The sequence below is a fragment of the Chryseobacterium sp. D764 genome, assembly GCF_019317325.1.
GTDB lineage: Bacteria > Bacteroidota > Bacteroidia > Flavobacteriales > Weeksellaceae > Chryseobacterium.
The window spans coordinates 4,804,625-4,831,605 of record NZ_CP079219.1 but is presented as its reverse complement, the minus strand read 5'-3'; the positions used below and the strand labels follow the sequence as shown (position 1 = coordinate 4,831,605).

Here is a 26,981-nt window from a genome sequence, read left to right as displayed (position 1 = left end):
TAAAATACTTATTGATATTTTACAGTTTTTAATTTTAATGTTTAATGAATTTGATGCTCTTTTCATCAATCGTAATGAAGTAAGTTCCTGGAATCAGTTCTGAAATTCCAATCGCTTTACCTGGCTGATACGTTCCTTTTCCTACCAGTTTTCCATCTACAGCATGAATCGTAAAATCTGAAGCTCTGTTTATTCCTTTCAGATTAATTTCATTTTTTGCAGGATTTGGATATAGACCAAAACCTTCCTTCTCAACAGAAGAAACACTTAAAGTATTATCCTGGGTAACAGTAGAGTTTTTCTCCAGAATCTGGTACTCATAATTGAACTGAACACTAGCAATAGGGAATGTTACAGATTCTAAAAAACTTTGGTTATTTGTAGTATTGTTAAGAACCAGATACGCAGTCTGCCCTGAAGTTCCGGTTACTTTTATAGGTAAAGGCATTTCAAAAAAGCTTACGGCAGAGCTGCTTTGTGTCTGAGAAACTTTAAATAAAGCCTGATTACCGCCCTGCATCCATTTTATAGTATACGTAGGATATCCTTCCCCATACACCCAGTCATTGAAAAATCCTGTAAAATCTGTCCCGGTAGACTGAAGCAAAGAAGCATTAAAATCTGCAGTACGCGCATAGCTGTAAGCCAGATTCGGTCTTGCGTGATAATCTTTAAGCGCCTGATAAAAAACAGCATCACCTAAAATCCACTTCAACATTCTCAATACATATCCTCCTTTGGAATAAGACAGTCTGCTGTCAAATATTCTGTTGATACTTGAAAGTCCGGTATCCGGTACATACACCGTTCCTGTTGTACTTGCTGTAATATAACTGGATTGACCTTGCAGATAATTCAGAAACTCTGTATTGGTCATCAGTAGTTTTTCATTGGCAAGATGTTCTCCAAAAGTAGCAAAACCTTCATTCAGCCAGATATCATTCCATGCACCACAAGTTACCTTATCTCCAAACCATTGGTGAGTAAGCTCATGGGCAATAAGCTGCTTGCTCCAACCTCCCATAGAAGACATTGTCTGATGCTCCATTCCTCCTCCATACATAAATTCCATATGTCCGTATTTTTCATTTCGGAAAGGATAAGAACCAAAATAGGTTTCAAAAGTATTCATCACTTGTTTCGTCCATTCAATATTATTCAGACTGGTTTGATTTGAATTGGTGGAAGGATAAATATAGTTGACAAAAGGAAACGGAGGGTTTCCGATGGTATCAGTAAGCTTGACAAAATTAGTAATGGAAAGTGCAATCAGATAAGCGGGTGTAGGATACATTGTTCTCCAGAAAGTAAGCTTCGTAGATCCTGTAGGAAAAGTTTCGGACATTAGTTTTCCATTGGCAGCAACGCTGTAATTGGATGGCGTTGTAATTTTGAAATCAAATCTTTCAATTTTATCATTCAAACTTTGTTTTGTTGGAAACCAGTCTTGTGCACCATAAGGTTCGTTTAACGTAGAAAGTACCGGAACTCCGCCCTGAGTAGCTGTTGTGAAGGCTCCATTGGCACTAGGCGGCGTACCTGAATAGTGAATCGTCAGAGAATCCAGTGTATTGGCAGTGAGCGGAGCTTGAAAATCAATTTTCACTTCGTTGGAAGGAAGTTGTTGAAAAGTAAGGTTGTTCCCATGATATTTAACCTGAGAAACCGTTAAAGAAGTTGTCAGATCAAAATAAATACTGCCTATATTCTGAGTAGGCTTAAAATGAGAAGTTACCGATCCGGAAATAGTATTGGAAGCCGGATTAAGAGTAACATCCATTCTTTGATACTGTAAATCGTAATTCAGAGTATTGGGATTTGTATTCCCGATATTCATTTTTTGCGTAAAGGATTTTTTCTCTTTTTCGATCAATCCTTTCATATCGATGTTTTGCTCATGCTTCTGGCTATAGAATTGCTGGGAAATTAAAAATCCCAACACCAAAAGGTACAATTTTGTCATGTTTAGAAAAATTTAATCAAATATAAAAAAAACCTTTTAATCAATGATTAAAAGGCTGTTATAATATATAAAATAAAAAATATTTAAAGATCCAGTGCAGGTTCAAGAATTTTCTCCATTCTCTTTTTCACCATATCTACCGATCCGGAATAGTTATTCACCATTAAAGAGAACACCAATGTTTTCCCGGAATTCGTCTTCAGATAACCTGCTAATGTTTTTACTTTATTCAACGTTCCTGTTTTCGCAAAAACCTGTCCGTTACCTTCTCCAATGAACATTCTTTTTAAAGTACCGGATTGTCCTCCGATCGGTAAAGAAGTAAGATAGGATCTGTAATATTTCTGATCCATCAAAGAAGTAAGAAACTTCGCTTGGGAAATAGGAGTTACATTATTGCTTCTTGAAAGTCCGCTTCCATCCATATAATTAAGACCAACCATATCAAAACCGGCATCTTTCAGGTGATTAGTCACCACAATTCTTCCTGATTCTGAGGTCTGGTCACCCATTTTCTGATAACCAACAGTTCTTAGCAACGCTTCAGCCAATGAATTATCACTGTGTTGATTGGTATAATAAATAATATCACCTAAAGTTGGGGATTTATAAGCTGAAAGCATTTTTCTTCCTTCCGGAGCTGTATCTGTCATTTTTGGACTTACTTTTCCGGTAACAGGAATTCCGCTTTTTACCAATGTTGTTCTGAAAGAGTTCGCAAGGTATGCAGGAGCATCGGGAAGTTTGGTTGTTAAAACTCCATTTCCTTCATATTTATCAGCATACACCATCTGATGAGCGTAAGGAGAAACATAGAAAAATTTCTTTTCCGTTGAGAAACCTCCTTTTTTAACGATCAGTTTTTCGTTAGCTGGGTTGATATCACGGGTACTTCCTGCAGGCAGATAATAATTATTGTTTTCCAACCATACAACATTTTCCGGAAGCATTGAAATATTACCTTTGAAAAGCGCTGTCTGAATGATAATATCACCATTTACCTTTTTGATTCCCTCTCTTGAAACTCCGCCTACGAAATCTGAAATAATATCTCTGTAAGATGATGCACCCGCTTTGTTTGTTCCCAAAGAAGGGTCACCGCTTCCTATCACATAAAGATTTCCATTTAAAACTCCATTTTCATCTATAGTTCCTGAATATTCAAGCTGAGTCATCCAACGGTAGTTTTCACCCAGCAGGTTTAATGCTGTTTCCGTCGTAAGCAGCTTTGTAGTAGAAGCAGGTACTAAAGGAGTATTTTCATTGTACGAAGAAATTACCTTCTTCGTTTTCGGATCGTACACTACGAATCCCCAGCTTGCATTTTTCAGCACAGGATCCGCCATCATTGTGTTCACATTAATATCTACAAGTTCTTTTGCTGACAACACAGTTTTCTCCACCATCGTACTAACGGGTGAAGGCAGGTTTAGACTGCTTTTCTGACTGTCATAATTCTGAGAATAAAGAACGGTAGAAACGGTAGATTGAGCCAGGAAAAGACCAGAAGCCAACACCGCCGCACTTGAAATATATTTTCTGAAATTTACCATCTATCTTCTTTTTGTTCTATAGTTTTGACTCTATAAAAAATGAAAGGTTAAATCATTCAATAAAAGAGCCAAACACTTAATCAACGTCCAAAAGTAGAAATTATTGTTATATAACGGACCACTGACCCATTATAAAAGAGTGTAAAGTTTGTTAAAAATTGTTAAAAATCTACAAAAACATCTTTTTTAATGCTTTGATATGCAGTGATTTCATCAAATTCTTTTAAACTTATCAAAACCAGGCTTTTGAATTTCTCATAGTTTTTCCCACGGGGAAGCTTAAGCATAATCTGGAACTGGTACAGATTATTAAGCCTTGCAATCTGAGCTCTTTCAGGGCCTAAAACACAATCTTCAGGAAGGTATTTTCTGAGAATAGAACCCAGAAACTGAGAAGCTCGGTCCACTTTATCCTCCTTTCTGTGTTTCATTTCAATCATAATCAGCTTAGTAAACGGCGGATAATGGAATTTCTGGCGCTCAGTAAGGATATATTTATAGATCTTTGCAGGATTGTTCATCTTGATCAGCTGGAATACAGAATGTTCAGGATTGAAAGTCTGAATAAGGATTCTTCCCTTTCCGGAAACTCTTCCGGCTCTTCCTGAAACCTGTGTGATCAATTGATAAGCTCTTTCTTCTGCTCTGAAATCCTGTACATATAATAAGGAATCCGCTTTTGGAATTGTAACGAGTTCTATATGATCAAAATCAAGTCCTTTAGAAATCATTTGAGTTCCTACGATGATATCTGTTTCTCCGTCTTCAATCTTTTCATACAGCTTTTCGTAGGCAAATTTCTTACGCATAGAATCTACATCCATTCTGTCCACTTCGTTTTCAGGGAACAGTTTGGAAACCTCTTCATGAATCTGCTCTACCCCTACTCCTCTTTCGTTCAGCTTTTCGGAATTGCATTTCGGGCAGGTTCTTGGCTTGGAAGCTCTTTGTCCGCAGTAATGGCATTTCATTTCATTCGCTGCCTTGTGATAGGTCATTACCACATCACAATTGGAACAGTAGTTGACATACCCACAGCTCTCACATTCTATTACATTGGAATAGCCACGACGGTTGTGCAGAACAATCGCCTGCTTTTTTTCATCCACCGTTTTCTTAATCTCTTCAACGAGTTTCAGAGAGAAATTTCCGGAAACTTTTTTAGATTCCAGGGCTTCTTTGAAATTGATCAGTTCATATTCCGGCAGATTTACATTCCCGAATCTTTCATTCAGGAAAATATATTTCATTTTATCTTTTCTGGCTCTGTAGTAGCTTTCAACAGAAGGTGTTGCAGATCCCAGGATCACTCCCGCATTATAAAATCCACCCAATACCAACGATGCATCTTTAGCGTTAAAATAAGGGGTCACTTCTCTTGGTCTGTAGGCAGAATCATGCTCTTCATCTACCACAATAAGTCCCAGGTTCTGATAAGGTAAAAACAAAGCATTCCGGGTTCCGATCAGAATACGGATATCATTCTGCCTGATTCTTCTCCAGACTTCAACCCTTTCAAAATCGGTCAGTTTCTGGTGATAAAATCCTAGTTGCCGGCCGTATTTTTTTTCTAATCTCTGGGTAATTTGTTTGGTCAGGGAAATTTCAGGAAGTAAAAACAAAACATTCTTTCCTTCTTTGATACATTCTTCAATTTTTTCTAAATAAATATGTGTTTTCCCGGATGAAGTTACCCCATGAAGCAGGACATTTTTCCCTTCTTCAAATGCTTCATCAATCTCAGATTTAGCAATTTTCTGCTGTTCTGAAAGCTCTTCCAGTTCTTCAATCTCTCCTTCATAGCTTTCAATTCTGTCTTTCTGCATGTAGTATTCCTCCACCAGACCTTTATCTGCTAAAGGCTTAAAGTGTGAACTTCCGAAATAACCATCCTCAAACAGCTCAGATTTTTTGATAGGAGCATCAGGATTTTCTGTCTGTTTTTCTAAAATAAGAAGGAACAGATCTTTCTGCTTTTGGGCTCTGTTTAGTTTTAAAAGTATATCCGTAAGGTTCTGATTGGCCAAAACCTCATCCTTAATTCTTACGTAAGCTACTTCTTTGGCTTTATATTTTTCAGCAATTTTCTCGTCAATCTCAATATACTGAAGATCAATCAATGAATTGACAGTCTTGATGATATCTTTTTTAGGAATAAAAGCCTCAATATCCGTCAGATTGATCAGCTGCCGAACTTCCAGTGCCTGAATCAGGTACATTTCGTTGACATCAAGATTTTCAAAATCTACAACGACTCCAGGTTTTAATTTTAAATAGGTTTCACTCTCCAGTTTTAATGAAGAAGGGAATGAAAACCTGTAGATTTCTCCCAGACTGCACATGTAATATTCCGATAGCCAATTCCAGAAATCAATTTGCTCTTGAGGCATAATCGGTTTATCATCCAGCATGCTGATGACTTCCTTTGCTACAAAGTTTTCCGGTGCGTTATTATGAAGCTCAAATACAAGTCCTGTATAGATTTTCTTTCCTCCAAACGGTACCAGAACACGCATTCCGGACTGAATTTCGGACATCATTTCTTCGGGAACTTTATACGTGAAAGATCCTTTGAGGTTCAGTGGTAAAACAATTTGAGCGTATTGCAAGGGAAATATTTAAAGTGTAAAATTAGATTTTTCTTCAGAGAACTGCAACTTTGCAGAAATTCTTTGATGCTCTTTAACAAACCTTAGAATCCTACTTAAGAATTATGAGGTATATTCCCACCTTTCATTTTGCCATAGAAATCGGAATGACAATTGGTTTGATATACTTCAGGAATACAACCTGTTCAATCAGCGAAATTTGCAAAAAAAATCAATAATAATTCAATAGGAACGGACTTTAGTCCGTTTGATAAAAATTAAAATTTCAATTGGCTTTAGCCAAAACCTAGATTACAACGCAATATTCGCAAAGGTATTATTAATTGGTTTAATTCGTTCGCAAAGGCGTTTCACTTAGCTAAGATATTCCTACGGAATGACAAATAACATGTATAAAACCGATATCAATTGACAGTATTGAGAAAGAGCCATCTTATCGTTAAAAAAAGTATTCGGTCATCTCATACCAAAATACAGAAGTAAAAAATCCTACAATGATACTGACTCCAATGATCAGGTTGGTCAGTTTTGTATTGAGTCTGAACTGTTCTGCAATGATACTCGAGGTAACCAATGTTGGCATTGCCGCTTCAAATACAGTAATTTTAGCTAAATCTCCTTTTATTCCCAATAATAAAGCCATCCCAAGAACAATTGCCGGTGCCAGAATAAGCTTATAAAGCATTGACATCGACATCTGCGGAATGAGTTTTCTCCATCCGTTAAATTTCAGCTGTAGTCCAACCGAAAACAGGGCTAATGGACTTACCGTAGCTGCAAGCTTATCAAAAAACGGTTCTGCAACGGTAAAATCAATGAACTGCGATAATACTAAAGCGGAGATACAGCCAATTAATGGTGGAAACGTAATAAGCCTTTTTAAAATAAATACTGCACTTACTTTTCCTGATCTGCTTCCTCCTTTCACTGCAGCAATAATTCCGAGGGTTGAAAGGGCAAAGAACATTGTTTGATCACAAATAATGGCAATACTCAGGAGACCTTCTCCATAAAAAGCACTGATTAAGGGAAATCCTATGAATGATGTATTGCTGTAACCGCTTGCCAGTTCCAAAGTACTTCTTGAACGCCTTGAATATCCCCTGCTCTTGCTGTAAAACATCATAAAGAAAAAGCAGAACACAGAAATTAAAAATGTGGCTGCAATCGGAAACAACATTTCTGTTGTCCATTTTACTTTAGGCAGATATTTAAACGAAACTGCCGGAAGAGCAAGATAAAGAATCCAGGTATTGATACCCTTGTGGGCATCGGGGTGGATAGATTTTGTTGCTTTGAATATCATTCCTGCAATGATACACACTGCAATCAGAACAAAATTTACCATAATTATAAAGAAATATGATGCAAATTTACGGCTGATTTTTGAGTTGGAAGGGTAAAATTTATATTTTTTTAGGTATAAACCATGTCAAGGTTTAGAACCTTGACATGGTTTGACTACTTGAGAGCGTTAGAAAAACATTAGTCCTTCATCACATCCCAAAGACTCATGACTTCAATTTTTTCCAAAGGTTTGGAAAGGGTAATTCTTTTTGAAGTTCCTGGTAACAGATCAAAGAAATTATCACTGAAATGAGTATCTCCGATCAGATAGATATCTTTTGCCAAGACATCTGTTGACATTTCAATTTCAGTGGGTGATATTTTTCTGATTTTAATCTCAGGTTTTGGGAGCTTTATATCTTTTGGTTTATTGAAAAAGAACAGTTTTTGAAGTGCTGCATCTTTTTCGGAACTGATCTTTAAAACAGTTTCAGACAGATTAAACTGAGCCAATTCTGATTTGTTAATGCTTCTAATTTTCTTACTTACATCGGCATTTACAACATCTGAGTGATTGGCTTTCCAAAGTGTTTTTCCTTTGAAGTCAATGAGTTCAAACTTTATATCTGTTTTCAGTTCTTTCAACAGATCGCTTATCAGATAAATATCATAGTTTTTTTCGGTCTCTACAACTGATACCAATACAGGTTCAAAGCTTCTTTTTGCCTGATAATGGAAGGCTTTCCAGTTTCCCAGATAATCTATAGACGACCATGAAACTACAGGCCAGCAGTCGTTAAGCTGCCAATACAGTGTTCCCATATTATAAGGTTTTGCACGGCGGTGAGCTTCAATCGCGATCTGCATTCCTCTTGCCTGCAATAGCTGTGAAACATAATTGTATTGTGTAAAATCTGCAGGAATTTTATAATCGCGTTTCAGGTATTCATTAATAATATCCCAGCCACGGGCATGCTTTTCATGCGCTTTGATGGTTGAGTTTTGTAGATTTAAATCCGGAGTTCCTGAAAACATGGATTTTGTAGTTTCAAGGCTGGGTGTTCCCTGAAAACCATATTCAGACATGAAACGCCCTACTTTTTCGTTGTAAATTTCAAATGGCTGCTCACCCCACCAAACTCCCCAATAATGAGAATCTCCTTCTGTAAGGCTTTCTTTATGTCCCCAGCCAATGGACGGCGAACTCGGCCAATATATATTTTTATCTGACTTCAGGCTTTCTGCCAATGCATTGGGAATCACATCATGGAATAACTTTTTATAGTCTTTCCAAACCTGCAGCGAATCGTTTTTTGAATATTTAAACTGTTTCTGATACCCCCAGTTGACAATAGCTTCATCAATTTCATTATTCCCGCACCACAAAGCAATCGAAGGATGATTCTGAAGTCTGCTGACCTGGTCTTTTACTTCTTCTTTTACATTGTTCAAGAATGCTTCGTCTGCAGGGTAGAAACTTCCTGCAAACATAAAATCCTGCCAGACTAAAATCCCGTTTTCATCGCATGCTTTATAAAACTCATCGTCTTCATAAATACCTCCGCCCCAGATACGGATCATATTCATATTGGCGTCTTTGGTATCTTTGATCAGCTGATGGTATTTTTCTTTGGTCATTCTAGGTGAAAAACTGTCTCCCGGAATCCAGTTGGTTCCTTTAATATATAACGGATGTCCATTCACTTTAAAATAGAACGACTTTCCTTTTTCATCTTTTTCCTGTACCAATTCAACCGTTCTTAATCCTATCCTGATATTTTTACCATCAATATTCTTAAGATCTTTTGAAAGTTTTATTTTAAAATCATAAAGATTAGCATCACCACGTCCGTTAGGTTGCCAAAGCTTCATTCCTTTTGTTTCGTAAGGAACCGAAATTGTATTGATTCCTTTTTTTAAAGATATTTTTTGGTGAATTTTATTAAGATCTAAGGTGTAATCACCTGTATTTTCTGCATAAATTTCTACGTCAAAACGTAAATCATTAATAGTTTTAGAAGTTTTGTTCTGAATATCTTTAACGGTAATAATTTTAGCATTATTCCAGAATTCTAATTGAACATCCTTCCAGATTCCTGCAGTAACAAGCCTTGGTCCCCAATCCCAGCCAAACTGATATTGTGCTTTTCTCACAAAGCTTCTTGGTGATTCCGGCATCGTAAACGAGATTTTTTTAGCCAGTTCTTTTCCGGTATTGACGGCAGATTGAAACTTTACCTGTACGATATTATTACCTGCTTTTAAATATTGTTTTACAGGAATATTCCACTTCCTGAACATATTATCCGTTTTTTTTAAGAGCTTTCCATTAAGATAAACTTCAGAAAATGTATCCAGACCATTAAAAACCAAATCAATATTATCATTTTTCAATTCCTGAGATGAAACCGTAAATTGAGTCTGATAATCCCAATTTTCATTTTCTATCCATTGTACTTTTTTTTCATTTTCATCTTTAAAAGGATCAGGAATAATCTTGTTATTCATCAGATCCAAATGAACTGTTCCCGGTACTTTCGCAGGAAGCCAGTTTTGATCTTTTGAATTTTTAAACTGCCAGTTTTCGGAAGATAAACTTCTCTGGGAAAACTGTGCAGAAAGGATATTCTGCGTGAAAAGAAAAGCAAAAAGGATCGTTCTATTCATCAATAAATTTGTTTTGTATCATTATTTTGTCATTCCGAGGAACGAAGGAATTTCTACTCTAAGAATTTAGATTCCTGCTGCGCTTGGAATGACAAACTGAGCGTATATCATTTATTATTTACTCTTCAATGCAGCCACCTCATCCGGATTGGCAAAAGCCCCGCCATCAGTAATTGCAGAAGAATGGAAGTAATCTGCATTTGTAGTTGCTCTTATTTCTTCAATATTGGATGAACGAAGTCCACCTCCTATAAGTATTTCTATTCTTCCATCGGAAAGTTCAACCAGCTTTTTCAGATTTTCTTTTCCTTCTGATACATTGGGTTTCTGGCCGGAAGTAAGAATGGTTGTAAAGCCGCATTCAATTACTTTTTCTAACGATTCTTCCAGGCTTGCAGCACGGTCAAAGGCACGGTGGAAAGTACATGGAAGCGGTGCAGCCAGTTCTACTAATGTTTTATTCTGTTCAATATTAACCTCATCATTTTCGTCGAGAATACCGAATACAAAGCCATCTGCCTTTAAAGATTTCAAATAAACCAAATCATTTTTCATCTGTTCAAATTCTGAATCAGAATAAGTAAAATCTCCTCCTCTAGGACGGATCATTACAAAAACCGGAATATTAATTTTTTCACGAAGCTTTTCCATAGTTTCAAAATCCGGGGTTGTACCACCTTCACTGAGACCGTCACATAATTCTATTCTGTCAGCTCCGTTTTCAAAAGCAATCATTGCTGATTCAGGATTAAAACACGCTATTTCTATCTTTGACATTGTATTATATCTGTTTAATTCTATTTTGGTTCGTCCTGCAATACATCTGCAATGAGAAAGGAACCGTTTTCTTTTACTACTTTTATTACTGAAGGATATTTCGCTTTAAAACCATCATCAACCAACACTACATTAAAGGTATATTCATCTTTTGAGGAAGATTTTAAATCACAGCTTCCGACTTCAATCTTATTCCAATCCTGAGCTGTAATTAAGAAACCTACTCCAATCCCTGATTTACTCGTATCAAATTTCGATTTCCACTTATCCTGAAACTCTTTTTCTGTAAGGCTTCCATCTACATCCATATCTACATTTGTTGCATCCGTTTTATAATCGAAATAATCTTTGGTTGTGATCTTCTGCATACTCTTTTCTTCACTTCCGATATCAGCTTTAAAATAATCAACAATGCTCTTTTCCAACCATTTTTTTGCATCTTCTGCTTCATTGGATTCATTATTTAAAACTACTTTTTCTTCTGTCTGCTGTGGTTCTATGGCTGTTTTCATCTCCTTCTTTTCTTCTTTGCATGCAATAATCAGAAATAAAGAAGCGATAATCGTTCTTTTCATATTTGTTGTATGTTTTGGCTAAAGCTCATTCCTATTGAATTTTTAAATTATTTCAAAGCAAATTCCGGTTTCTCAAGGCGGTTTCCTTTCTGATCATAAACGGCAAAGTTGAATCCGTCCTGAATACAGTAAGAACCATATTCTCCCTGTTTATTAATCGCAATAAAGCCTACCTGAATGTCTTTTAGGTTTTTGTTTCTTCGCTGTGCGATTTTTACAATTCTGTCTACTGCTTCTTTGCAGGCTTCCTGTGGATTTCTACCCTGTCTCATCAGTTCAACCACAAGATGGGTTCCTACCGTTCTTATCACTTCTTCGCCATGACCGGTTGCCGTAGCCGCTCCTACTTCATTATCTACAAACAGGCCTGCTCCGATAATGGGGGAATCTCCTACTCTTCCATGCATTTTAAAAGCCATTCCGCTGGTTGTACATGCTCCGGAAAGGTTTCCCTGGGCATCCAACGCGATCATTCCTATGGTATCGTGATTTTCAATATTGGCTATGGGTTTATACTGGCTGGTTTTTAACCATTCTTTCCATTCTTTTTCAGATTCCGGAGTGAGAAGATTTTCTTTTTTAAATCCTTGTGAAAGGGCAAACTGCAATGCTCCGTCACCTACCAGCATAACATGGGGTGTTTTTTCCATAACTGCTCTGGCAACGGAAATAGGGTTTTTCACATGCTCCAGACATGCTACTGAACCAATATTATAATTTTCATCCATGATACAGGCATCCAGCGTTACTCTTCCATCTCTGTCCGGACGGCCTCCATACCCCACACTTCTTTCTTTAGGATCTAATTCTACAAGACGAACTCCTTTTTCTACTGCATCCAAAGCCTTTCCTCCTTTTCCAAGGATCGTCCATGCTTCTTCGTTAGCTTTTAATCCGAAATTCCAGGTAGAAAGGACAATCGGTTTATTTACAGCTGTGACAATAGGTTCAGGTAATTCGGCAGCCATTAGATCCAGTGGGTTTACGGCAAGTGCGGCTGTTGCAATTCCCAGTTTTTTAATAAAACTTCTTCGGTTATTGTTCATGGTATCTCAAATTGTATAATACCCACAAATCTAAAAAAAACTTCTATGAAATCCTCATGGCGGCTCAACGAATATCCGTGTATTATTTTTATTTATCTTTACTGCTGTAATGGACTCATTTAAAACTTTCAGAAATATCTCTTTTTTTCAGGAACTTTCTGATGAAGAAATTACTATTTTGGTTAATATCAGTACCCCAAAATTGCTTCAAAGAAAAGAAAAGCTTACAGAACCCGGCAAGTCTTTTAATCAATTATTCATTCTTTCCCATGGATTATTAAGGTTTTTCTTTGATGATGAAGACGGCGTTGAAAGCAATCTTTTTCTCCCTTCTGAAAAGGAAGCTGCCATTATGGAAAGCCCGGAGTCATATGCTAATAAAAATGAAGGAAAATATACTATAGAAGCCGTATTGGAAAGTCAGATTTTCCTTTTCAACAAGAATGAATTTGAAGAAGCTGCATTTCAGAACAGAGGGATTTATAATGTATATCTCAAATCTTTGAAACAGATCATCAGTATATTAAAAGTACGTACAGAACAGTTTTGTTCTACTTCCCCGCATTCCCGGTATGAAGAGTTTCTGGAAACCCGTCCTTTTACTTCACAGAATGCCAACAGAAAGTATATTGCTAATTTTCTGGGTATCACTCCCAACTCACTTTCAAGAATGACAGCCCGTATCCATAAAAAAAGGAACGAAAGAAAAAAATAACTTAGGAATACTTTTTCTCACTTTATTCATTCTATTTTTGCTTACTCAAAACACTATTATACCATTAATTAAAAAGCAAAATGAGAAAAATATCACCTAAAAAAACGACTTATTATTGAATTACCTTTAATATTTCTTAAGATTCACAGTAATCGGCAGGTTAAATACTGACCGCCAGGTTACAACCTTGTTTACATTTTATTATTACCTCATACAATTATTTTATGCAAAGAATATCCTTACTTCTTTGCCTGTTATTATCATGCAATTTTGTTCAGGCATCAACAGGCAGCTTAGAAGATAATATAGCAAATTCTGCTTCTTGGTTAATTTTACTTGTTTTACCTATTGCAGGAATTTATCTTTTCTGGAAAGTTCATATCTATCCGGAAAAAGTAGCTGAGAAAAAAAAACATCCTCAGCTGAACGCCATAAAAAGTATGTGCCTCCTTTCCCTTGTTTTCGGAGGCCTTTTATGGCCGATTGCGTTAATCTGGGCCAACTATGATTACGGAAACCCAGAACCCCCTAAAAAAGACATGGATAACACAGATTCTACTGAAGAAGAATTTAAAACCCTCGAAAATTAACAAATATGCTGGAACTACTCGTCGCAATATATGCCGGAATATGCTGGCTCCTTATTAAAAAATTAAAACTGATCCCTTGGACATTTACCACACAGGTGGTGGTATATTCATTACCTATCTTCGGATCTATTGCTTTGATATTAAGCCTAAATTACTACTGTCCTATCACTTCTGATGTAAAGGTGGGAAACAGGAGTGTGGATATTACCACTCAGGTTTTAGGGAAAGTGAAAAAAGTATATGTCACCACTAATCAGGAAGTAAAAAAGGGAGACACTTTATTTGTACTGGACAGAGAGCCTTATGTACAGGAAATCAAATCTCTGGAAGCTAAACTAAGCAATATGAAAGCTACTGTAAGTTCTTATAATACAGACATCTCAGCTTCCAGGAAAAATATTGCAGGTTTACAGTCACAGCTGGATCTAGCTAATAAAAGAGCAGTTCAGTATAAGGAATTGGTGGAAGCAGGAGCGGCTAATAAATTTGATCTTGAGCAGGCAGTCACCAATGTACAGGATCTGCAGTCCAGAATCAGTGCTGCACAGTCACAGCAACAATCTTTGGAGACTAAATCCAATGCTTCTTATGGTGGAGAAAATTCATCGGTATCTGAAATTCAGGCAAAGCTGGATCAGGCAAAATGGAATCTTTCCCAAACCGTTGTTCTGGCTCCCACCGATGGAGTAATTCCCAATGTTCAGTTGAATGAAGGAGCAATCATGGCACCTTTTAAATCTGCTTTCGTTCTGATTCAGAAGCAACAGTCAGTGATTGGATTTTTTGCCCAGAACGAACTGGAAACGGTAAAAAACGGTGATGAAGTGGAGCTGGCTCTTAAAACAGAACCGGGAAAAGTAGTGAAGGCCAGACTTGAATACGTGATTGATGCTACCAGCCAGGGAATTATGAATAATGCAGGAGGAATGTTGGGAGGAAACGGTTCTACAGCGGGGCTTCCTGATACTGCGAGACAATTACCGGAAACTGATGGGAAACTTATCGCCAAGTTTGTATTGGAAGATAGCCAGAAACAGCTTACCGTCGGGGCAAGGGGAACGGCTGTCATTTATTCTGACCATATCAAACCGCTTCATCTTATCCGAAAAGTAATGGTACGTGTCAGCAGTAAAATCAACTATCTGATTCCTAAACTTCATTAACATGTACAAGAAATTAATTTTATTGGGTGTACTTTCCGTAAGTTTAAGTTCATGCCTTGGCTATAAAGAGCCAACTAAGGAAAATATAAACCAGCTTAAAGAAAAGAGTGAAATTGCTTCTCATATAGAAATCCCGGATGAATGGATCTTCGACAGAAAAGCGAACTCCAGATCCATTTCCTATGACTGGATCAATGATCTTAAAACACCTCAACTGGAAACCCTGATTAATGAAGGAATGGTATACAATGCTGATCTGATTATTGTAAAGGAAAAACTGAATCAGATTGAACTGGCAATGGAAATTGCAGGAAGTGATCTTTATCCCAGTGTAAGCGCAGTAGCCAATACTTCTAATAATTTAGTAAGTGACAGCCAGATCAGGCGTCTTGCATTAAAAGCTAATTGGGAGATTGATCTTTGGGGGAAAAACAAATCTTCACAGATGGCAAGCACCAGCAATTATTTTTCTGCAAAACATCAGAATACCTTGCTGCATCAATCTATCGCCGGGATGATTGCTAAAGCTTATTTTCTGAATATCGCAGGAAATATTCAGGAAGATAAGATTGAAAGTTACATTCAGAAATCTAAAGACCTGGAAAAGCTATATGTTATTCAAAAGAAGGTTGGAACAGCAAATGCTTTGGATATCTCTAATATAACAGGAGAGATTATTTCCCTGCAAGGCTATCTGGAAAAGGTAAAAAATGCGAATGCACAATCCAGAAGATCACTGGAACTGCTCACCGGAAAATATCCGGAAGGGAAACTGGCAACCCAAAACTTTTTTAATCCTGCCGGGAATAGTATTCCTGAGTCTTTTCCTCTTGAACTTTTGGAAAACAGATCAGACATACAGGCCAGTCATTTTCAGATTGAAAAGGCTTTTTATGAAGTACAGCAGGCAAAGGCAGCAAGACTTCCTTCATTGAACATAACTTCATCTCTTGGATCTGCCGGAAGTAATGTGGAATCTATCAATTCTTTATTTTCAAGTCCCTTATTAAAAGTGGGTGGCGGATTGGTTTCTCCGCTATTCAACAGCGGAAAATTAAAAAAGAATGTGGAAATAAAAACTTCCCAGCAGAAACAGGTTGTTGAAGAATATTCAAAAGCTGTTCTGAATGCTTTGAACGAAGTGGAGTCTTCTTTGGCCAATCTCCGTTCTATTGAAAAACAGATTACTTTTACTACTAAGGCCGTCAATGAGCTGAAAAATAATATTACGCTCACCGAGAAACAAATAAAAGTAGGCACAAACAACAGTTTTGTATTGATCCGTAAACAGAGGGATCTCCTGAAAAACGAAATGAACCTCATCAGTCTGGAACTTCAGTACAGAATAGAGCGCATTAATCTTTATATGGCTTTAGGCGCAGAGAACTTCATTTATTCATAATTTTATACTTAAAAGACTGCGGATTATTTTCTACAGTCTTTTTTAAGATATTAATGGGGTAATCTGTCTCTGAAATATCCATATACCCATGTTCCTGCAACAGCACTCAACAGAGTAACAGATACTGCCAAAGCTCCTGTTCCGATCTGAGCAAAAAGAGGTCCGGGACAAGCTCCGGTGATGGCCCATCCAAAACCAAATATCAATCCTCCATAAATCTGACCTTTATTGAACTTCTTGGGAGCCAGTGTAATGGGTTCGCCATATATTGTTTTTATCTTGAATTTCTTGATCAACTCTACAGAAATCATTCCCACTAATACAGCACTTCCGATGATTCCGTACATATGGAAAGACTGCAGACGGAACATTTCCTGTATTCTGAACCAACTGATGACTTCTGCTTTCACAAATATAATTCCGAAAATAACTCCTGCAGCAAGGTATTTCAGGTTGTGATACCATTGATGCGTAAGCTTACTTTCATTTACACAAACAGTATCCTGAAGGCGTATATCTTTTTCTTTTATCATTATTTCAAAATTCTCTTTACAAATTAAACTTACAGGGAAAGGATCACAGGCAGAATAAGATTGGCCATTACAAAACCTCCGATCATAAAACAGATTGTTGCCACCAAAGAAGGCCACTGCAAATTGGAAAGCCCCATAATTGCATGCCCGCTGGTACATCCTCCTGCATATCTTGTTCCGAAACCTACTAAAAAACCACCACCAACCATTGTGATAAATCCTTTCCAGGTCAGCAGATTTTCAAAATTCATCAGTTGTACCGGGATCAGACTGCTGTAATCTGTAATTCCGTAGCCTGCCAGTTCGGTTTTCAGATCAGGATTAACTATTATTTCTGCAGGATTAAGCAAAAAATTGGCAACAATCATCCCTCCGAAGAAGATTCCTAGTACAAAAAATAAATTCCAGGCTTCTTTTTTCCAGTCGTATTTGAAAAAGTTCACATTTGCCGGTATACAGGCAGCACAGACATGCCTCAGCGAAGAGCTTATTCCAAAGGATTTATTTCCCATCAGCAATAAGGCAGGAACGGTAAGACCAATTAATGGGCCTGCAATATACCATGGCCACGGTTCTTTTATAATCTCCAGCATTTTTTCTTTTTTTAATCTAATTTATTTAAAATTTTAGTCTGACACACAAAATCACTTTTAGGAATACTTGTAGTGGATGCAATAGCTTTAAAACCTCCTTCAATTTCTGTAAAATCCCTATATCCTCTTGCCTGAAGGATGCTTGCGGCCATTGTACTTCTGTATCCGCTTCCACAATGCATATAAAAATGTTCTTCCGCCCGTAATTCATTAATCCATTCATTAATATACGCTAAAGGCATGCTGTAGGCTTCATGAATATGTTCTGCATTGTATTCACTCTCTTTTCTTATATCAATGATTTTTTCTTCATTACCTTTTATTTCGGTTTCAAACTGTTCTGCAGAAATTCGGTTGATAAAGTCTGTTTCTTTTCCACTCATTTCCCAAGCTTTAAATCCACCTTCCAAAAATCCTAAAATATGATCAAATCCCACTCTGCTTAATCTTGTTACCGCTTCTTCTTCAGTTCCTTTTTCCGTTACCAGAAGAATAGGTTGGTTTACATCAGCAATTAAAGCTCCTACCCAAGGGGCAAAATCACCATCCAGTCCTATATTTACCGACTGTGGGATAAAACCTTTTGCAAATTCACGATTGTTTCTTACATCTAAAATTAAAGCTCCTGAAACTTCAGCAATTTCCTCAAACTTTTCCGGAGCAAGAGCATGCAATCCCTGAGAAAGAACTTCATCAAAACTGTTGTATCCTTTTTTATTCATCATAACATTCATTGCAAAATAAGCAGGAGGAGGTAAAAGTCCATCTGTTACTTCTTTTATAAAACTTTGTCTGTCTTTTTGATTCAAAGCATAATTGGTTCTTTTCTGGTTTCCCAATGTATCTATCGTTTCTTTCTGCATATTTTTACCACAGGCAGAACCGGCCCCGTGGGCAGGATATACAGTAATATCATCATGTAAAGGCAAAATTTTATGATACAAACTGTCATATAAAAGTCCTGCCAGTTCTTCCTGAGTCATATTCGCTCCTTTCTGTGCCAGATCCGGACGGCCTACATCTCCAAGGAATAAGGTATCACCGCTGAAAAGTGCTTTTTCAACGCCATTTTCGTCCATCAAGAGATAACATGAGCTCTCAAGAGTGTGTCCAGGTGTATGAAGGACTTTAATTTTAATATCTCCTATTTCAAATATCTGATGATCTTCTGCAATGATGGCCTTAAACTCAGGATTTGCGCTCGGTCCATACACAATCGGAGCTCCGGTTTTATGGCTTAAATCAAGATGCCCGCTTACGAAATCTGCATGAAAATGAGTCTCAAAAATATATTTCAACTGTACTCCATCTTCCTGCAATCTGTTGATATAAGGCTGTGTTTCTCTTAAAGGATCAATAATTACTGCTTCCCCAGCTGAAGTAATATAGTAAGCTCCCTGCGCAAGACATCCTGTATAAATCTGTTCTATTTTCATTATATATTTTTTTTGATTTTGTTATCTGATACAAATTTCCTGCTTTATTTTTTCCTCTACAGCTACTTTTGTTACATAAGAAATTTAAAAGAATATTTCTTTAGACATAATATAAATGCCCATGATAAGGATAAACCATCCGAATGCCGGTTTCAGTTTTTTACCGTCTATCTTTTTTGATAACTGTGAACCTATTACAATTCCTGCAATGGCAATTGTTGTAATAGAGATCAATAGTTTCCATTCTATTTTTACTTGATTTACAGAAGAGAAGAAGCCTATCAAAGAATTGAAGGAAATAATGACCAAAGAAGTTCCTATCGCAATCTTCATTGGAATTTTCAAAAGGTTGACTAACGCAGGAATGATCATAAAACCACCTCCTGCTCCTACCAATCCGGTCAGAACGCCTACAACAGAACCCTGCCCAGCTGCCAGCAAAGCATTATTCTTATCCAAAGTCCTTTCTGGAAGTTTTTCTGAAACATTACTTTTTATCATTTTATAAGAAGCCAGAATCATCAGACCTGCAAAAACCAATAATAAAAAAATATCTCTGGTAATGATAAAGTTTTGCACTCTGAGCACCTCTTCCGGAATAAAAGGAAGAAGATATATTCTGGTCAGAAAAATGGAAATCACAGAAGGAATTCCAAATATCATTGCCATTTTAAAATTGACCAACCCTTTTTTAAAATACGACATTGACCCCACCAAACTGCTTACTCCCACTATAAAAAGGGAATATTCCGTTGCCAGAAAGGCATCGAGACCAAAGAGATAAACCAAAACGGGAACGGTGAGAATACTTCCTCCACCTCCGATCAGACCGAGAGAGATCCCGATTAAAACTGCTGCTGCATATCCTATAATTTCCATTTCACTATTCAAATAATTCTGATACAAAAATGGGAAAGTGAGGGGAAGGCTACAGCTACTTTTGTTACATAAGGAAAGGTTTAACACGAATGAGCACTAATATGTTCACAAAGGACACAAGAGATTATGTTGGGAGATAGAGTAATCTTTCAACTTTGAGATTGCTTTACTTTTGGTTTGTGATGATCATTGACCATCCCGTCAAAAATTCTCTGAATTTTTGCCCCCTCCAAAGGATGGGAATTTGAGTATCCTTTATTAAAATGAGGTATAGTTTATGAATTGAGGGTTTTTAAAAGGGTGATTTTGTTTCTGCCTAATTTCAGTCTTCCTTCTTCTTCAAGCTGTTTTAGGAGTCTGGAAACTACTACTCTTGCGGTTCCCAGCTCATTCGCAAGCTGCTCATGAGTTGTGTTAATGGTTTCAGAATGGATAAGTTCTGATTTTTTCTGCAGCAGATTCAACAGTCTTTCATCTACTTTTTTGAAAGCAATGGCATTGATGATATCCAATAGTTCTTCAAATCTTTTATGATACAATCTGAAGATATAGTCTAACCATTCCGGGTGTTCTTTGATGAATAAAGACACTTTGTCTACAGGCAGAAAAAGGATTTCCGCATCTTCCTCAATCTCGGCCCTTACAATGCTTTTTTCATTGTGCATCCCGCCAAGAAAAGACATGATACAGCTTTCTCCCGCTTTGATGTAGTACAGTAAAATTTCACGTCCGTCTTCTTCTGTCCTGATGACTTTCAGCATTCCTTTCATCACAATAGGAATGGAACGAATGGAAGCATTTTCATCTAATATAATATCTCCTTCATGATAGCTTTTGGTTGTACCATATTGATACAGCTTTTCTACCAGATCCGGTGATGATGAAAATTCGGAAGAAAGTACGGTATCGTCCTGCATTTTTTATTTCTAATAAAGCTAATTTACACCAATTTCATCAACAAACAACCATGCTTTTGAATCTGCTCCTGGGTTTCCTGCCGGAATGATTCCTGCATTTTCAATACTTACCTTCAGGAATTTTGCATTTTGTGTTCTTACGTTCAATTTGACTTTTCCTTTGGCATTTTGGATCTCTGCAGCAGCAATTTCCTTGATCATTTTAAAATTCTTACCGTCATCAGAAACGAAAATTTTTGCAGATCTGGCAAGGTGAATCCAGCTTCCTTTATTTTCAAGAGTATTGAAATAAACTTCTGAAAAAGCTGTTTTCTGTCCAAAATCTATAGTTGCCACCACATCTTTCCCCTGAAAACCAAGCCATGTTTTACCCAACTGTTTTACATTTCCAATAATACCGTCAACTAAAGTAAAAGCGCCTCCGAAAGAATAATTCTCACTGGGCTGCTGTTCAAGACTTATACTTTTCCCTGTGGTCTTTGAAATGGTAAATTGTTGAGTAGAAACAGCGCTTTTCAACTGGCCGTCTTCAAAATAAGCAGATTTTATCGTTAAAGAATTAGGAATCTGTACAGCATTCTGATAGGTTTTAGAATTGATGGAAGGATCTGTTCCGTCCAACGTGTACCTGATCCCACTTGAGTTTTGTGAAGTTGACAGTTCATAAGCAATTCCGTTATTTGAAGGAATTACTTTTCCGGTGATATTATAAATACTCTTTGCATAGTTCACCTTCATCTTATCCAGAACTTTAAACTGGTTGATTACCCTGTTTTCAAATTCTTTATAATTTTTGGGGTCCGATGTTCCCCAGCCTACTTCAGAAAGTGCCATTAATCTTGGAAAGATCATATATTGCACCTGTTTAAAGTCTAAAATATATTCTGTCCATAAATTGGCCTGAACTCCCATGATATATTTTGCCTGTTCTGCATTCAGTTCGGAAGGAATAGGATTATAAGAATATACTTTGTCTAAAGGAGTAAAACCTCCAAAAGCATTTGGCTCTGACTGCGGATCTCCCTGATAATGGTCGAAATAACAATATGCTCCGGGCGTCATTACAGCAAAGTGCTTTGATTTTGCAGCTTCAATACCTCCGTTTACACCAGTCCAGCTCATTACAGCAGCATTGGGTGCCAATCCTCCTTCTAAAATTTCGTCCCAGCCAATGATTTTTCGTCCTTTGCTGTTGACATATTTTTCAATTCTATGAATGAAATAGCTTTGTAAGCCATGCTCATCTTTTAAGTTATTTTTCTTAATTAATTCCTGACAGTGTGCACATTCTTTCCATCTCGTCTTCGGGCATTCGTCACCGCCGATGTGAATGTATTTGGATGGGAATAGCTTCATCACCTCGTCCAAAACGTTCTCCAGGAACGTAAATGTTTCATCCTTCGGACAGAAAACATCATCAAAAACACCCCATTTCGTAGCGGCTTCAAAAGGCCCTTTTGTACAGGCCAATTCAGGATATGCGGATAAAGCAGCCAAAGCATGGCCCGGCATTTCGATTTCCGGAACTACTGTGATATGTCTGTCCTGAGCATATTTTACCACCTCTTTTATTTGTTCCTGGGTATAAAAATAAGGTCCGTATGGCTTTCCGTCAAAAGTATTATCAACATAAGCTCCAATCATGGATTCTTTACGTTTTGATCCAATCTGAGTAAGCTTTGGATATTTTTTTATTTCAATTCTCCATCCCTGGTCATCTGTTAAATGCCAATGGAAAGTATTCAGTTTGTACATGGCCAGATAGTCGATATACTGTTTCACCTCATCCACTGTGAAAAAGTGACGGCATACATCCAGATGCATTCCTCTCCAGGCAAACTTCGGCTGATCTTCAATCTTCATTGCCGGAATTTTTTTTGTTTCTTTAAACTGCTCAATAATCTGAACTAAAGTTTGAAGAGCCAGAAAATATCCTTGCTTGGTATAAGACTTTACATGAATTTGGTTTGGAGAAATTTCTATTGAGTAATATTCTTTTTTCTGTTCAGCATCTGCCGGAGAAAGCGGAGGAATCATAGAACTCGTTAAATGAATACCACCACTCTTCTGAGCATATTGAAATTCTAACTGAGATCCTATCCTTTTTTTGAAATATTCTGTTTCCTCTTTTGGCAGATCACCACTTAATACGAATTTTTCAGGAATGATAAATTCTCCCTGTAAAGATTCAACTTTTTGAGGGTAAGGGATTAGATTCAATTTATTTTGGGCTAAAATCACGTTTGAAATCAATACAAAAAATACTAAAAAAGTCCGTATCATTGGAAGTGGTTAAGGTTTGAGCTAAGATAATTATTTTTCAAAACTCTTGGGGTCTTTTTAAACACAAAATTTAAGCACCTTAAATTGTTTAGATTCTTGTGAATGGACAATTTACCATTTGCTAAAACATGTTCTTAGATATTCTTCTATTATATTCTGTACATTATGGTTTGCTTTTTGATCAACTTAGACGACTTAAAAAAATTAAAAGATTTAAATTTGTAAAAAAATAAGATGAAAAAAAACATTTTTCTGGCAGCCGGATTATTATTCTCAATGTCAACACAGGCACAGATTTTCGATATCATAAAATCTGCCGTTAAAGATAAAACAGGTGTAGATCTGAATGCTCCGGTAAAAACTAACGGTACTAAAACCACTACCACCACAACTTCCAGTCAGACTAATAATTCATCTGCCAATCTTGGAAACCTTACTTCTACCCAGATTTCTTCAGGTTTAAAAGAAGCTTTAAGCATGGGGGTAACGGACGGAGTCAAAAAACTGGCGATTACAGATGGTTTTTTTAAAAATGAAGCGGTAAAAATTTTAATGCCTGAAAAATTAAGAAAGATCGACACTACTTTACGTTCCATCGGTATGGGAAGCCTTGCTGATGAAGGTGTGAAATTATTAAACAGAGCTGCTGAAGATGCCGTAACGGAAGCTGCTCCTATTTTCACCAACGCTATTACCTCTATGACCATTACGGATGCCAAGAATATTTTATTGGGCAGTAATAACGCAGCAACAAGTTATCTTCAGGGAAAAACCCAATCTCAGCTGTTCAGTGCTTTTCAGCCTAAAGTAAAGGCTTCATTAGGAAAAGTAGGTGCCGATACGCTTTGGAAAAATCTGATTTCAAAATATAATACTTTTACGGGACAGTCTGTAACAACAGATCTTAACGAATATGTTACTACAGAAACCATCAACGGCGTATTCAAAATGGTAGCCGATAAAGAAAGCGGAATCAGAAATACACCTGCAATGAGGACGACAAGCATTTTGCAGAAGGTATTTCGGGCTCAGGATGGGAAATAATTAAGAGGTTGAATGACCTACTAACCGTTAAAATATATAAAAGCTGTTTCATTGATGAGGCAGCTTTTTTGTTGGGTTTTAATTTCTTTTGTCTTGAAACAAAAGAAACAAAAATTCAAGACTGGGATCTCTCCGCTAAAAATAATTCCTGCTCTCTAAAAATTCTAAACTTGCGCGAAATCATTATTTCTTAATTGGTACTGAATTCGTCTAGCGCTTCGGACAGGAGAATTTTCTTAACGTTCACAGGAGTTATTTTTTTGACGCTCCGATCTCCTATGTCATTAAAAACAGTTTCGGCCTCACAAAGTGAGGCCGAAACTGTTATATTGTATCAGATTAGAACTGCATTTCAGGAATTTCACCTTCAATGATCAGATCTGCTTCTGTAGCTTTAATAATATCTTCTACTGAAACTCCCGGTGCTCTTTCCACGAGTTTGAAACCTGCCGGAGTTACATCCAGAACAGCTAATTCAGTAACCACTTTTTTTACACAGTTGACTCCTGTTAAAGGAAGAGTACATTTCTTAAGGATTTTGCTTTCTCCCGCTTTGTTCACGTGCATCATTGCAACAATAATATTTTCAGCAGAAGCTACAAGGTCCATAGCACCTCCCATTCCTTTCACCATTTTTCCGGGGATTTTCCAGTTGGCAATATCTCCGTTTTCTGAAACCTCCATGGCTCCAAGGATAGTAAGGTCTACTTTCTGACCACGAATCATCCCGAAACTGAATGCAGAATCAAAGAATGAACCTCCTTCTAAAATAGTAATGGTTTGTTTTCCGGCATTGATGATATCAGCATCCTCTTCTCCTGCGAAAGGGAAAGGCCCCATCCCCAAAACTCCGTTCTCACTCTGGAATTCTACGGAAATACCTTCCGGAACATAGTTGGCAACCAAAGTAGGAATCCCAATTCCCAGGTTTACATAATAACGATCTTTCAGTTCTTTTGAAATTCTTTTGGCAATTTGTTCTTTTGTAAGCATAATAAAAACTTAGACTGCAATTTAATTATTTTCACTTGAATACAAAAGAGCTTTGTTGTGTTCAATAATTAACACTGTTAGTTAAAATAATATCTGTAATTTTGCCTCATTATTTTAACAGAATGAAAATACTTTTTAAATATCTTAAACCTTATCAGTGGCTGATTCTCATTTCTTTATTTTTGGCTACTATTAATCAGGTTTTCTCTTTATTTGCGCCGGCTATTACAGGAAATATCCTGGATCAGCTGGTTACTCACCCTAATTTTTTTGATAAAGAAAAACTGCTGCCCAGAAACCTTAACGAATATCTCTACGGCAGCACAGTATACCATGGCGCATTTTATTTTCTAGGGTTACTTATCGGAACGGCCATGGTAAGTAGAATTGCAAAAGCTTTTCAGGATTATGTAGTAAGTGTGATTACCCAAAAATTTGGAGCAAAAATATTCACAGATGGTCTTCGACATTCCATGGCGCTGCCTTTTCAGGAGTTTGAAGATCAGAGAAGTGGTGAAACCTTGTCTATTTTAACGAAAGTAAGAGAAGATACGGTAAAATTCATTACTAATTTCATCAATATTTTCTTCGGAATTCTGGTGAGTATTATCTTCGTTTCAGTATATGCGATCCGTTTACACTGGTCTATTATGCCGGTTTATATCTCTGGAATTTTCTTTATTGCTATTGTCACCAATTTATTGAGTAAGAGAATAAAAGTAATTCAGAAAAACATTGTTACTGAAACAACAGCGTTAGCCGGAAGTACTACAGAAAGTTTAAGAAATATTGAGATTGTTAAAAGTTTAGGATTAACCAATCAGGAAGTAATCCGTTTAAATAACAATACCTATAAAATCCTTGGTCTTGAATTGAGAAAGGTAAAAAGCATCCGTTCTTTAAGTTTTATCCAGGGAACGATGGTGAATTTTCTCCAGCAAATGATTACCCTGACTTTATTGTATTTAATTTTTAAAAATATTGTGACTCCAGGGCAGTATCTGTCTCTGATGTTTTATGGTTTCTTTATTTTCGGGCCTATGCAGGAAATCGGGAACATCATTATTTCTTACCGTGAAGCAGAAGCTTCTCTTCAGAATTTTGACCGTTTAATGAAAAAAGAAGTAGAAGAAAAGCCTCTTCATCCAAAACAAATTGGCGCTATTGAAGAGCTGGAATTCAAACATGTTTCTTTCAAACATCAGTCTGCTCAGTATAAAGCCTTGAATAATATCTCTTTTGATCTTAAAAACGGAGAAACTATTGCTTTTGTAGGGCCTAGCGGTTCCGGAAAAAGTACATTGGTAAAACTGCTGGTTGGACTGTACAGACCTCAGGAAGGGAATATTTTTTACAATGGAATTAATGGAAAGGAGTTTGATTTTGATGAACTGAGAAATCAAATTGGTTTTGTAACGCAGGATACCCAGTTATTTGCAGGAACTATTAAAGAAAACCTTCTTTTCGTAAATCCTTCAGCTACTGAAGAGGAACTGGCTGTTGCTTTACAGAAATCGAGCTGTACAGCATTGCTGGAAAGGGCTGAAAAAGGAATTGAAACCGTTATTGGTGAAGGCGGTCTGAAGCTGAGTGGCGGTGAAAAGCAAAGAATTGCCATTGCAAGGGCGCTTTTAAGAAAACCTCATCTGCTGATATTTGATGAAGCTACTTCTGCGTTGGACAGTATTACTGAAGAAGAAATTACTACAACCATTAAGGACATATCAAAAGAGAGAGAACAAATTACAGTACTTATTGCACATCGTTTAAGTACAATTATGCATGCTGATAAAATCTATGTTCTTGAACGTGGGCAGGTAGTGGAAACAGGCTCCCACAGCAATCTGATTGCCGAAAAAGGCCTTTATTACGCCATGTGGAGACAACAAATCGGAGAAAGAAAAACACTGAATCCTCAAGCATAAAAAAAGCGCTGAAAATATTTTCAGCGCTTTT

At 37.0% G+C, this 26,981-nt stretch carries 21 protein-coding genes; 6 read left to right on the top strand and 15 right to left on the bottom strand.

Translation table 11 applies throughout. The features are described 5' to 3' along the window. Positions 1-34: 34 nt before the first annotated feature. The 8 genes from KYG33_RS21925 to KYG33_RS21890 all read right to left on the bottom strand — a co-directional run bounded on the left by KYG33_RS21925 (position 35) and on the right by KYG33_RS21890 (position 12,477). A complete protein-coding gene (locus tag KYG33_RS21925) occupies positions 35-1,963 on the bottom strand; it encodes a M1 family aminopeptidase (RefSeq protein WP_077415202.1) in 1,929 nt (642 codons plus the stop codon). A gap of 83 nt (positions 1,964-2,046) precedes the next feature. Further along, positions 2,047-3,516 carry a D-alanyl-D-alanine carboxypeptidase/D-alanyl-D-alanine-endopeptidase gene (gene dacB, locus KYG33_RS21920; protein WP_077415204.1) on the bottom strand — a complete coding sequence of 490 codons (1,470 nt, stop codon included), beginning with the start codon at positions 3,514-3,516 and terminating at the stop codon, positions 2,047-2,049. 161 nt (positions 3,517-3,677) lie between these two features. Then, entirely contained in the window at positions 3,678-6,125 is a 2,448-nt protein-coding gene (gene priA, locus KYG33_RS21915) for a primosomal protein N' (protein ID WP_219072421.1), read from the bottom strand. 439 nt (positions 6,126-6,564) lie between these two features. Continuing rightward, positions 6,565-7,473, bottom strand: a complete 909-nt coding sequence (locus KYG33_RS21910; RefSeq protein ID WP_077415208.1) for an AEC family transporter — start codon at positions 7,471-7,473, stop codon at positions 6,565-6,567. Positions 7,474-7,610: 137 nt separating this feature from the next. Next, a complete protein-coding gene (locus KYG33_RS21905; protein WP_219072420.1) occupies positions 7,611-10,079 on the bottom strand; it encodes a beta-mannosidase in 2,469 nt (822 codons plus the stop codon). Positions 10,080-10,193: 114 nt separating this feature from the next. Continuing rightward, the gene (locus KYG33_RS21900; protein ID WP_219072419.1) at positions 10,194-10,856 is read right to left on the bottom strand and encodes a copper homeostasis protein CutC; all 663 of its coding nucleotides are present in this window, start codon (positions 10,854-10,856) and stop codon (positions 10,194-10,196) included. Between the two features lie 20 nt (positions 10,857-10,876). Then, a complete protein-coding gene (locus KYG33_RS21895) occupies positions 10,877-11,431 on the bottom strand; it encodes a hypothetical protein (RefSeq protein ID WP_077415214.1) in 555 nt (184 codons plus the stop codon). A 47-nt stretch (positions 11,432-11,478) separates the two neighbouring features. Next, the gene (locus tag KYG33_RS21890) at positions 11,479-12,477 is read right to left on the bottom strand and encodes an isoaspartyl peptidase/L-asparaginase family protein (RefSeq protein WP_077415216.1); all 999 of its coding nucleotides are present in this window, start codon (positions 12,475-12,477) and stop codon (positions 11,479-11,481) included. A 109-nt stretch (positions 12,478-12,586) separates the two neighbouring features. Here KYG33_RS21890 and KYG33_RS21885 point away from each other — a divergent pair, with 109 nt between their 5' ends. The 4 genes from KYG33_RS21885 (at position 12,587) to KYG33_RS21870 (ending at position 16,347) form a co-directional block, all read left to right on the top strand. Next, positions 12,587-13,192: a Crp/Fnr family transcriptional regulator gene (locus tag KYG33_RS21885; RefSeq protein ID WP_077415218.1), complete on the top strand. Its 606-nt coding sequence runs from the start codon at positions 12,587-12,589 to the stop codon at positions 13,190-13,192. Positions 13,193-13,416: 224 nt separating this feature from the next. Continuing rightward, positions 13,417-13,782: a DUF3302 domain-containing protein gene (locus tag KYG33_RS21880; protein ID WP_077415220.1), complete on the top strand. Its 366-nt coding sequence runs from the start codon at positions 13,417-13,419 to the stop codon at positions 13,780-13,782. 5 nt (positions 13,783-13,787) lie between these two features. After that, positions 13,788-14,945 (top strand): HlyD family secretion protein, encoded by a 1,158-nt coding sequence (locus KYG33_RS21875; protein ID WP_077415222.1) that lies wholly within the window; start codon positions 13,788-13,790, stop codon positions 14,943-14,945. Position 14,946: 1 nt separating this feature from the next. After that, positions 14,947-16,347: a TolC family protein gene (locus KYG33_RS21870; protein WP_219072418.1), complete on the top strand. Its 1,401-nt coding sequence runs from the start codon at positions 14,947-14,949 to the stop codon at positions 16,345-16,347. Between the two features lie 50 nt (positions 16,348-16,397). Here the strand turns inward: KYG33_RS21870 and KYG33_RS21865 are convergent, their stop codons facing one another. From KYG33_RS21865 to KYG33_RS21840, 6 genes are all read right to left on the bottom strand, one after another. Then, positions 16,398-16,880 carry a DUF6691 family protein gene (locus KYG33_RS21865; RefSeq protein WP_219072417.1) on the bottom strand — a complete coding sequence of 161 codons (483 nt, stop codon included), beginning with the start codon at positions 16,878-16,880 and terminating at the stop codon, positions 16,398-16,400. A 29-nt stretch (positions 16,881-16,909) separates the two neighbouring features. Next, a complete protein-coding gene (locus KYG33_RS21860) occupies positions 16,910-17,473 on the bottom strand; it encodes a YeeE/YedE family protein (RefSeq protein ID WP_219072416.1) in 564 nt (187 codons plus the stop codon). 11 nt (positions 17,474-17,484) lie between these two features. Beyond that, the gene (locus KYG33_RS21855) at positions 17,485-18,909 is read right to left on the bottom strand and encodes an MBL fold metallo-hydrolase (protein WP_219072415.1); all 1,425 of its coding nucleotides are present in this window, start codon (positions 18,907-18,909) and stop codon (positions 17,485-17,487) included. Positions 18,910-18,993: 84 nt separating this feature from the next. After that, on the bottom strand, positions 18,994-19,788 hold the full coding sequence (locus tag KYG33_RS21850) for a sulfite exporter TauE/SafE family protein (RefSeq protein ID WP_219072414.1): 795 nt from the start codon (positions 19,786-19,788) through the stop codon (positions 18,994-18,996). 275 nt (positions 19,789-20,063) lie between these two features. Next, entirely contained in the window at positions 20,064-20,705 is a 642-nt protein-coding gene (locus KYG33_RS21845) for a Crp/Fnr family transcriptional regulator (protein ID WP_180565499.1), read from the bottom strand. Between the two features lie 18 nt (positions 20,706-20,723). Continuing rightward, the gene (locus KYG33_RS21840; RefSeq protein ID WP_219072413.1) at positions 20,724-22,988 is read right to left on the bottom strand and encodes a family 20 glycosylhydrolase; all 2,265 of its coding nucleotides are present in this window, start codon (positions 22,986-22,988) and stop codon (positions 20,724-20,726) included. A 234-nt stretch (positions 22,989-23,222) separates the two neighbouring features. Between KYG33_RS21840 and KYG33_RS21835 the strand changes: the two genes are divergently transcribed. Further along, the gene (locus tag KYG33_RS21835; protein ID WP_219072412.1) at positions 23,223-24,032 is read left to right on the top strand and encodes a DUF4197 domain-containing protein; all 810 of its coding nucleotides are present in this window, start codon (positions 23,223-23,225) and stop codon (positions 24,030-24,032) included. A 339-nt stretch (positions 24,033-24,371) separates the two neighbouring features. On the opposite strand, the gene KYG33_RS21830 is transcribed toward KYG33_RS21835, so the two are convergent. Continuing rightward, complete coding sequence (locus KYG33_RS21830; protein ID WP_047376943.1) at positions 24,372-25,025, bottom strand: CoA transferase subunit B; 654 nt, start codon at positions 25,023-25,025, stop codon at positions 24,372-24,374. Between the two features lie 122 nt (positions 25,026-25,147). Between KYG33_RS21830 and KYG33_RS21825 the strand changes: the two genes are divergently transcribed. Continuing rightward, on the top strand, positions 25,148-26,950 hold the full coding sequence (locus KYG33_RS21825) for an ABC transporter ATP-binding protein (RefSeq protein ID WP_180565495.1): 1,803 nt from the start codon (positions 25,148-25,150) through the stop codon (positions 26,948-26,950). The last annotated feature ends 31 nt before the right edge of the window (positions 26,951-26,981 follow it).

Excerpts from the sequence above, each read along its gene's own strand:
- KYG33_RS21900 (WP_219072419.1), bottom strand. The coding sequence starts at position 10,856 with ATGTCAAAGATAGAAATAGCGTGTTTTAATCCTGAATCAGCAATGATT.
- KYG33_RS21855 (WP_219072415.1), bottom strand. The coding sequence starts at position 18,909 with ATGAAAATAGAACAGATTTATACAGGATGTCTTGCGCAGGGAGCTTAC.
- KYG33_RS21885 (WP_077415218.1), top strand. The coding sequence starts at position 12,587 with ATGGACTCATTTAAAACTTTCAGAAATATCTCTTTTTTTCAGGAACTT.
- KYG33_RS21875 (WP_077415222.1), top strand. The coding sequence starts at position 13,788 with ATGCTGGAACTACTCGTCGCAATATATGCCGGAATATGCTGGCTCCTT.
- KYG33_RS21830 (WP_047376943.1), bottom strand. The coding sequence starts at position 25,025 with ATGCTTACAAAAGAACAAATTGCCAAAAGAATTTCAAAAGAACTGAAA.
- KYG33_RS21880 (WP_077415220.1), top strand. The coding sequence starts at position 13,417 with ATGCAAAGAATATCCTTACTTCTTTGCCTGTTATTATCATGCAATTTT.
- KYG33_RS21825 (WP_180565495.1), top strand. The coding sequence starts at position 25,148 with ATGAAAATACTTTTTAAATATCTTAAACCTTATCAGTGGCTGATTCTC.
- KYG33_RS21910 (WP_077415208.1), bottom strand. The coding sequence starts at position 7,473 with ATGGTAAATTTTGTTCTGATTGCAGTGTGTATCATTGCAGGAATGATA.
- KYG33_RS21850 (WP_219072414.1), bottom strand. The coding sequence starts at position 19,788 with ATGGAAATTATAGGATATGCAGCAGCAGTTTTAATCGGGATCTCTCTC.
- KYG33_RS21865 (WP_219072417.1), bottom strand. The coding sequence starts at position 16,880 with ATGATAAAAGAAAAAGATATACGCCTTCAGGATACTGTTTGTGTAAAT.
- KYG33_RS21925 (WP_077415202.1), bottom strand. The coding sequence starts at position 1,963 with ATGACAAAATTGTACCTTTTGGTGTTGGGATTTTTAATTTCCCAGCAA.
- KYG33_RS21840 (WP_219072413.1), bottom strand. The coding sequence starts at position 22,988 with ATGATACGGACTTTTTTAGTATTTTTTGTATTGATTTCAAACGTGATT.
- KYG33_RS21890 (WP_077415216.1), bottom strand. The coding sequence starts at position 12,477 with ATGAACAATAACCGAAGAAGTTTTATTAAAAAACTGGGAATTGCAACA.
- KYG33_RS21895 (WP_077415214.1), bottom strand. The coding sequence starts at position 11,431 with ATGAAAAGAACGATTATCGCTTCTTTATTTCTGATTATTGCATGCAAA.
- KYG33_RS21905 (WP_219072420.1), bottom strand. The coding sequence starts at position 10,079 with ATGAATAGAACGATCCTTTTTGCTTTTCTTTTCACGCAGAATATCCTT.
- dacB (WP_077415204.1), bottom strand. The coding sequence starts at position 3,516 with ATGGTAAATTTCAGAAAATATATTTCAAGTGCGGCGGTGTTGGCTTCT.
- KYG33_RS21835 (WP_219072412.1), top strand. The coding sequence starts at position 23,223 with ATGAAAAAAAACATTTTTCTGGCAGCCGGATTATTATTCTCAATGTCA.
- KYG33_RS21860 (WP_219072416.1), bottom strand. The coding sequence starts at position 17,473 with ATGCTGGAGATTATAAAAGAACCGTGGCCATGGTATATTGCAGGCCCA.
- KYG33_RS21845 (WP_180565499.1), bottom strand. The coding sequence starts at position 20,705 with ATGCAGGACGATACCGTACTTTCTTCCGAATTTTCATCATCACCGGAT.
- KYG33_RS21870 (WP_219072418.1), top strand. The coding sequence starts at position 14,947 with ATGTACAAGAAATTAATTTTATTGGGTGTACTTTCCGTAAGTTTAAGT.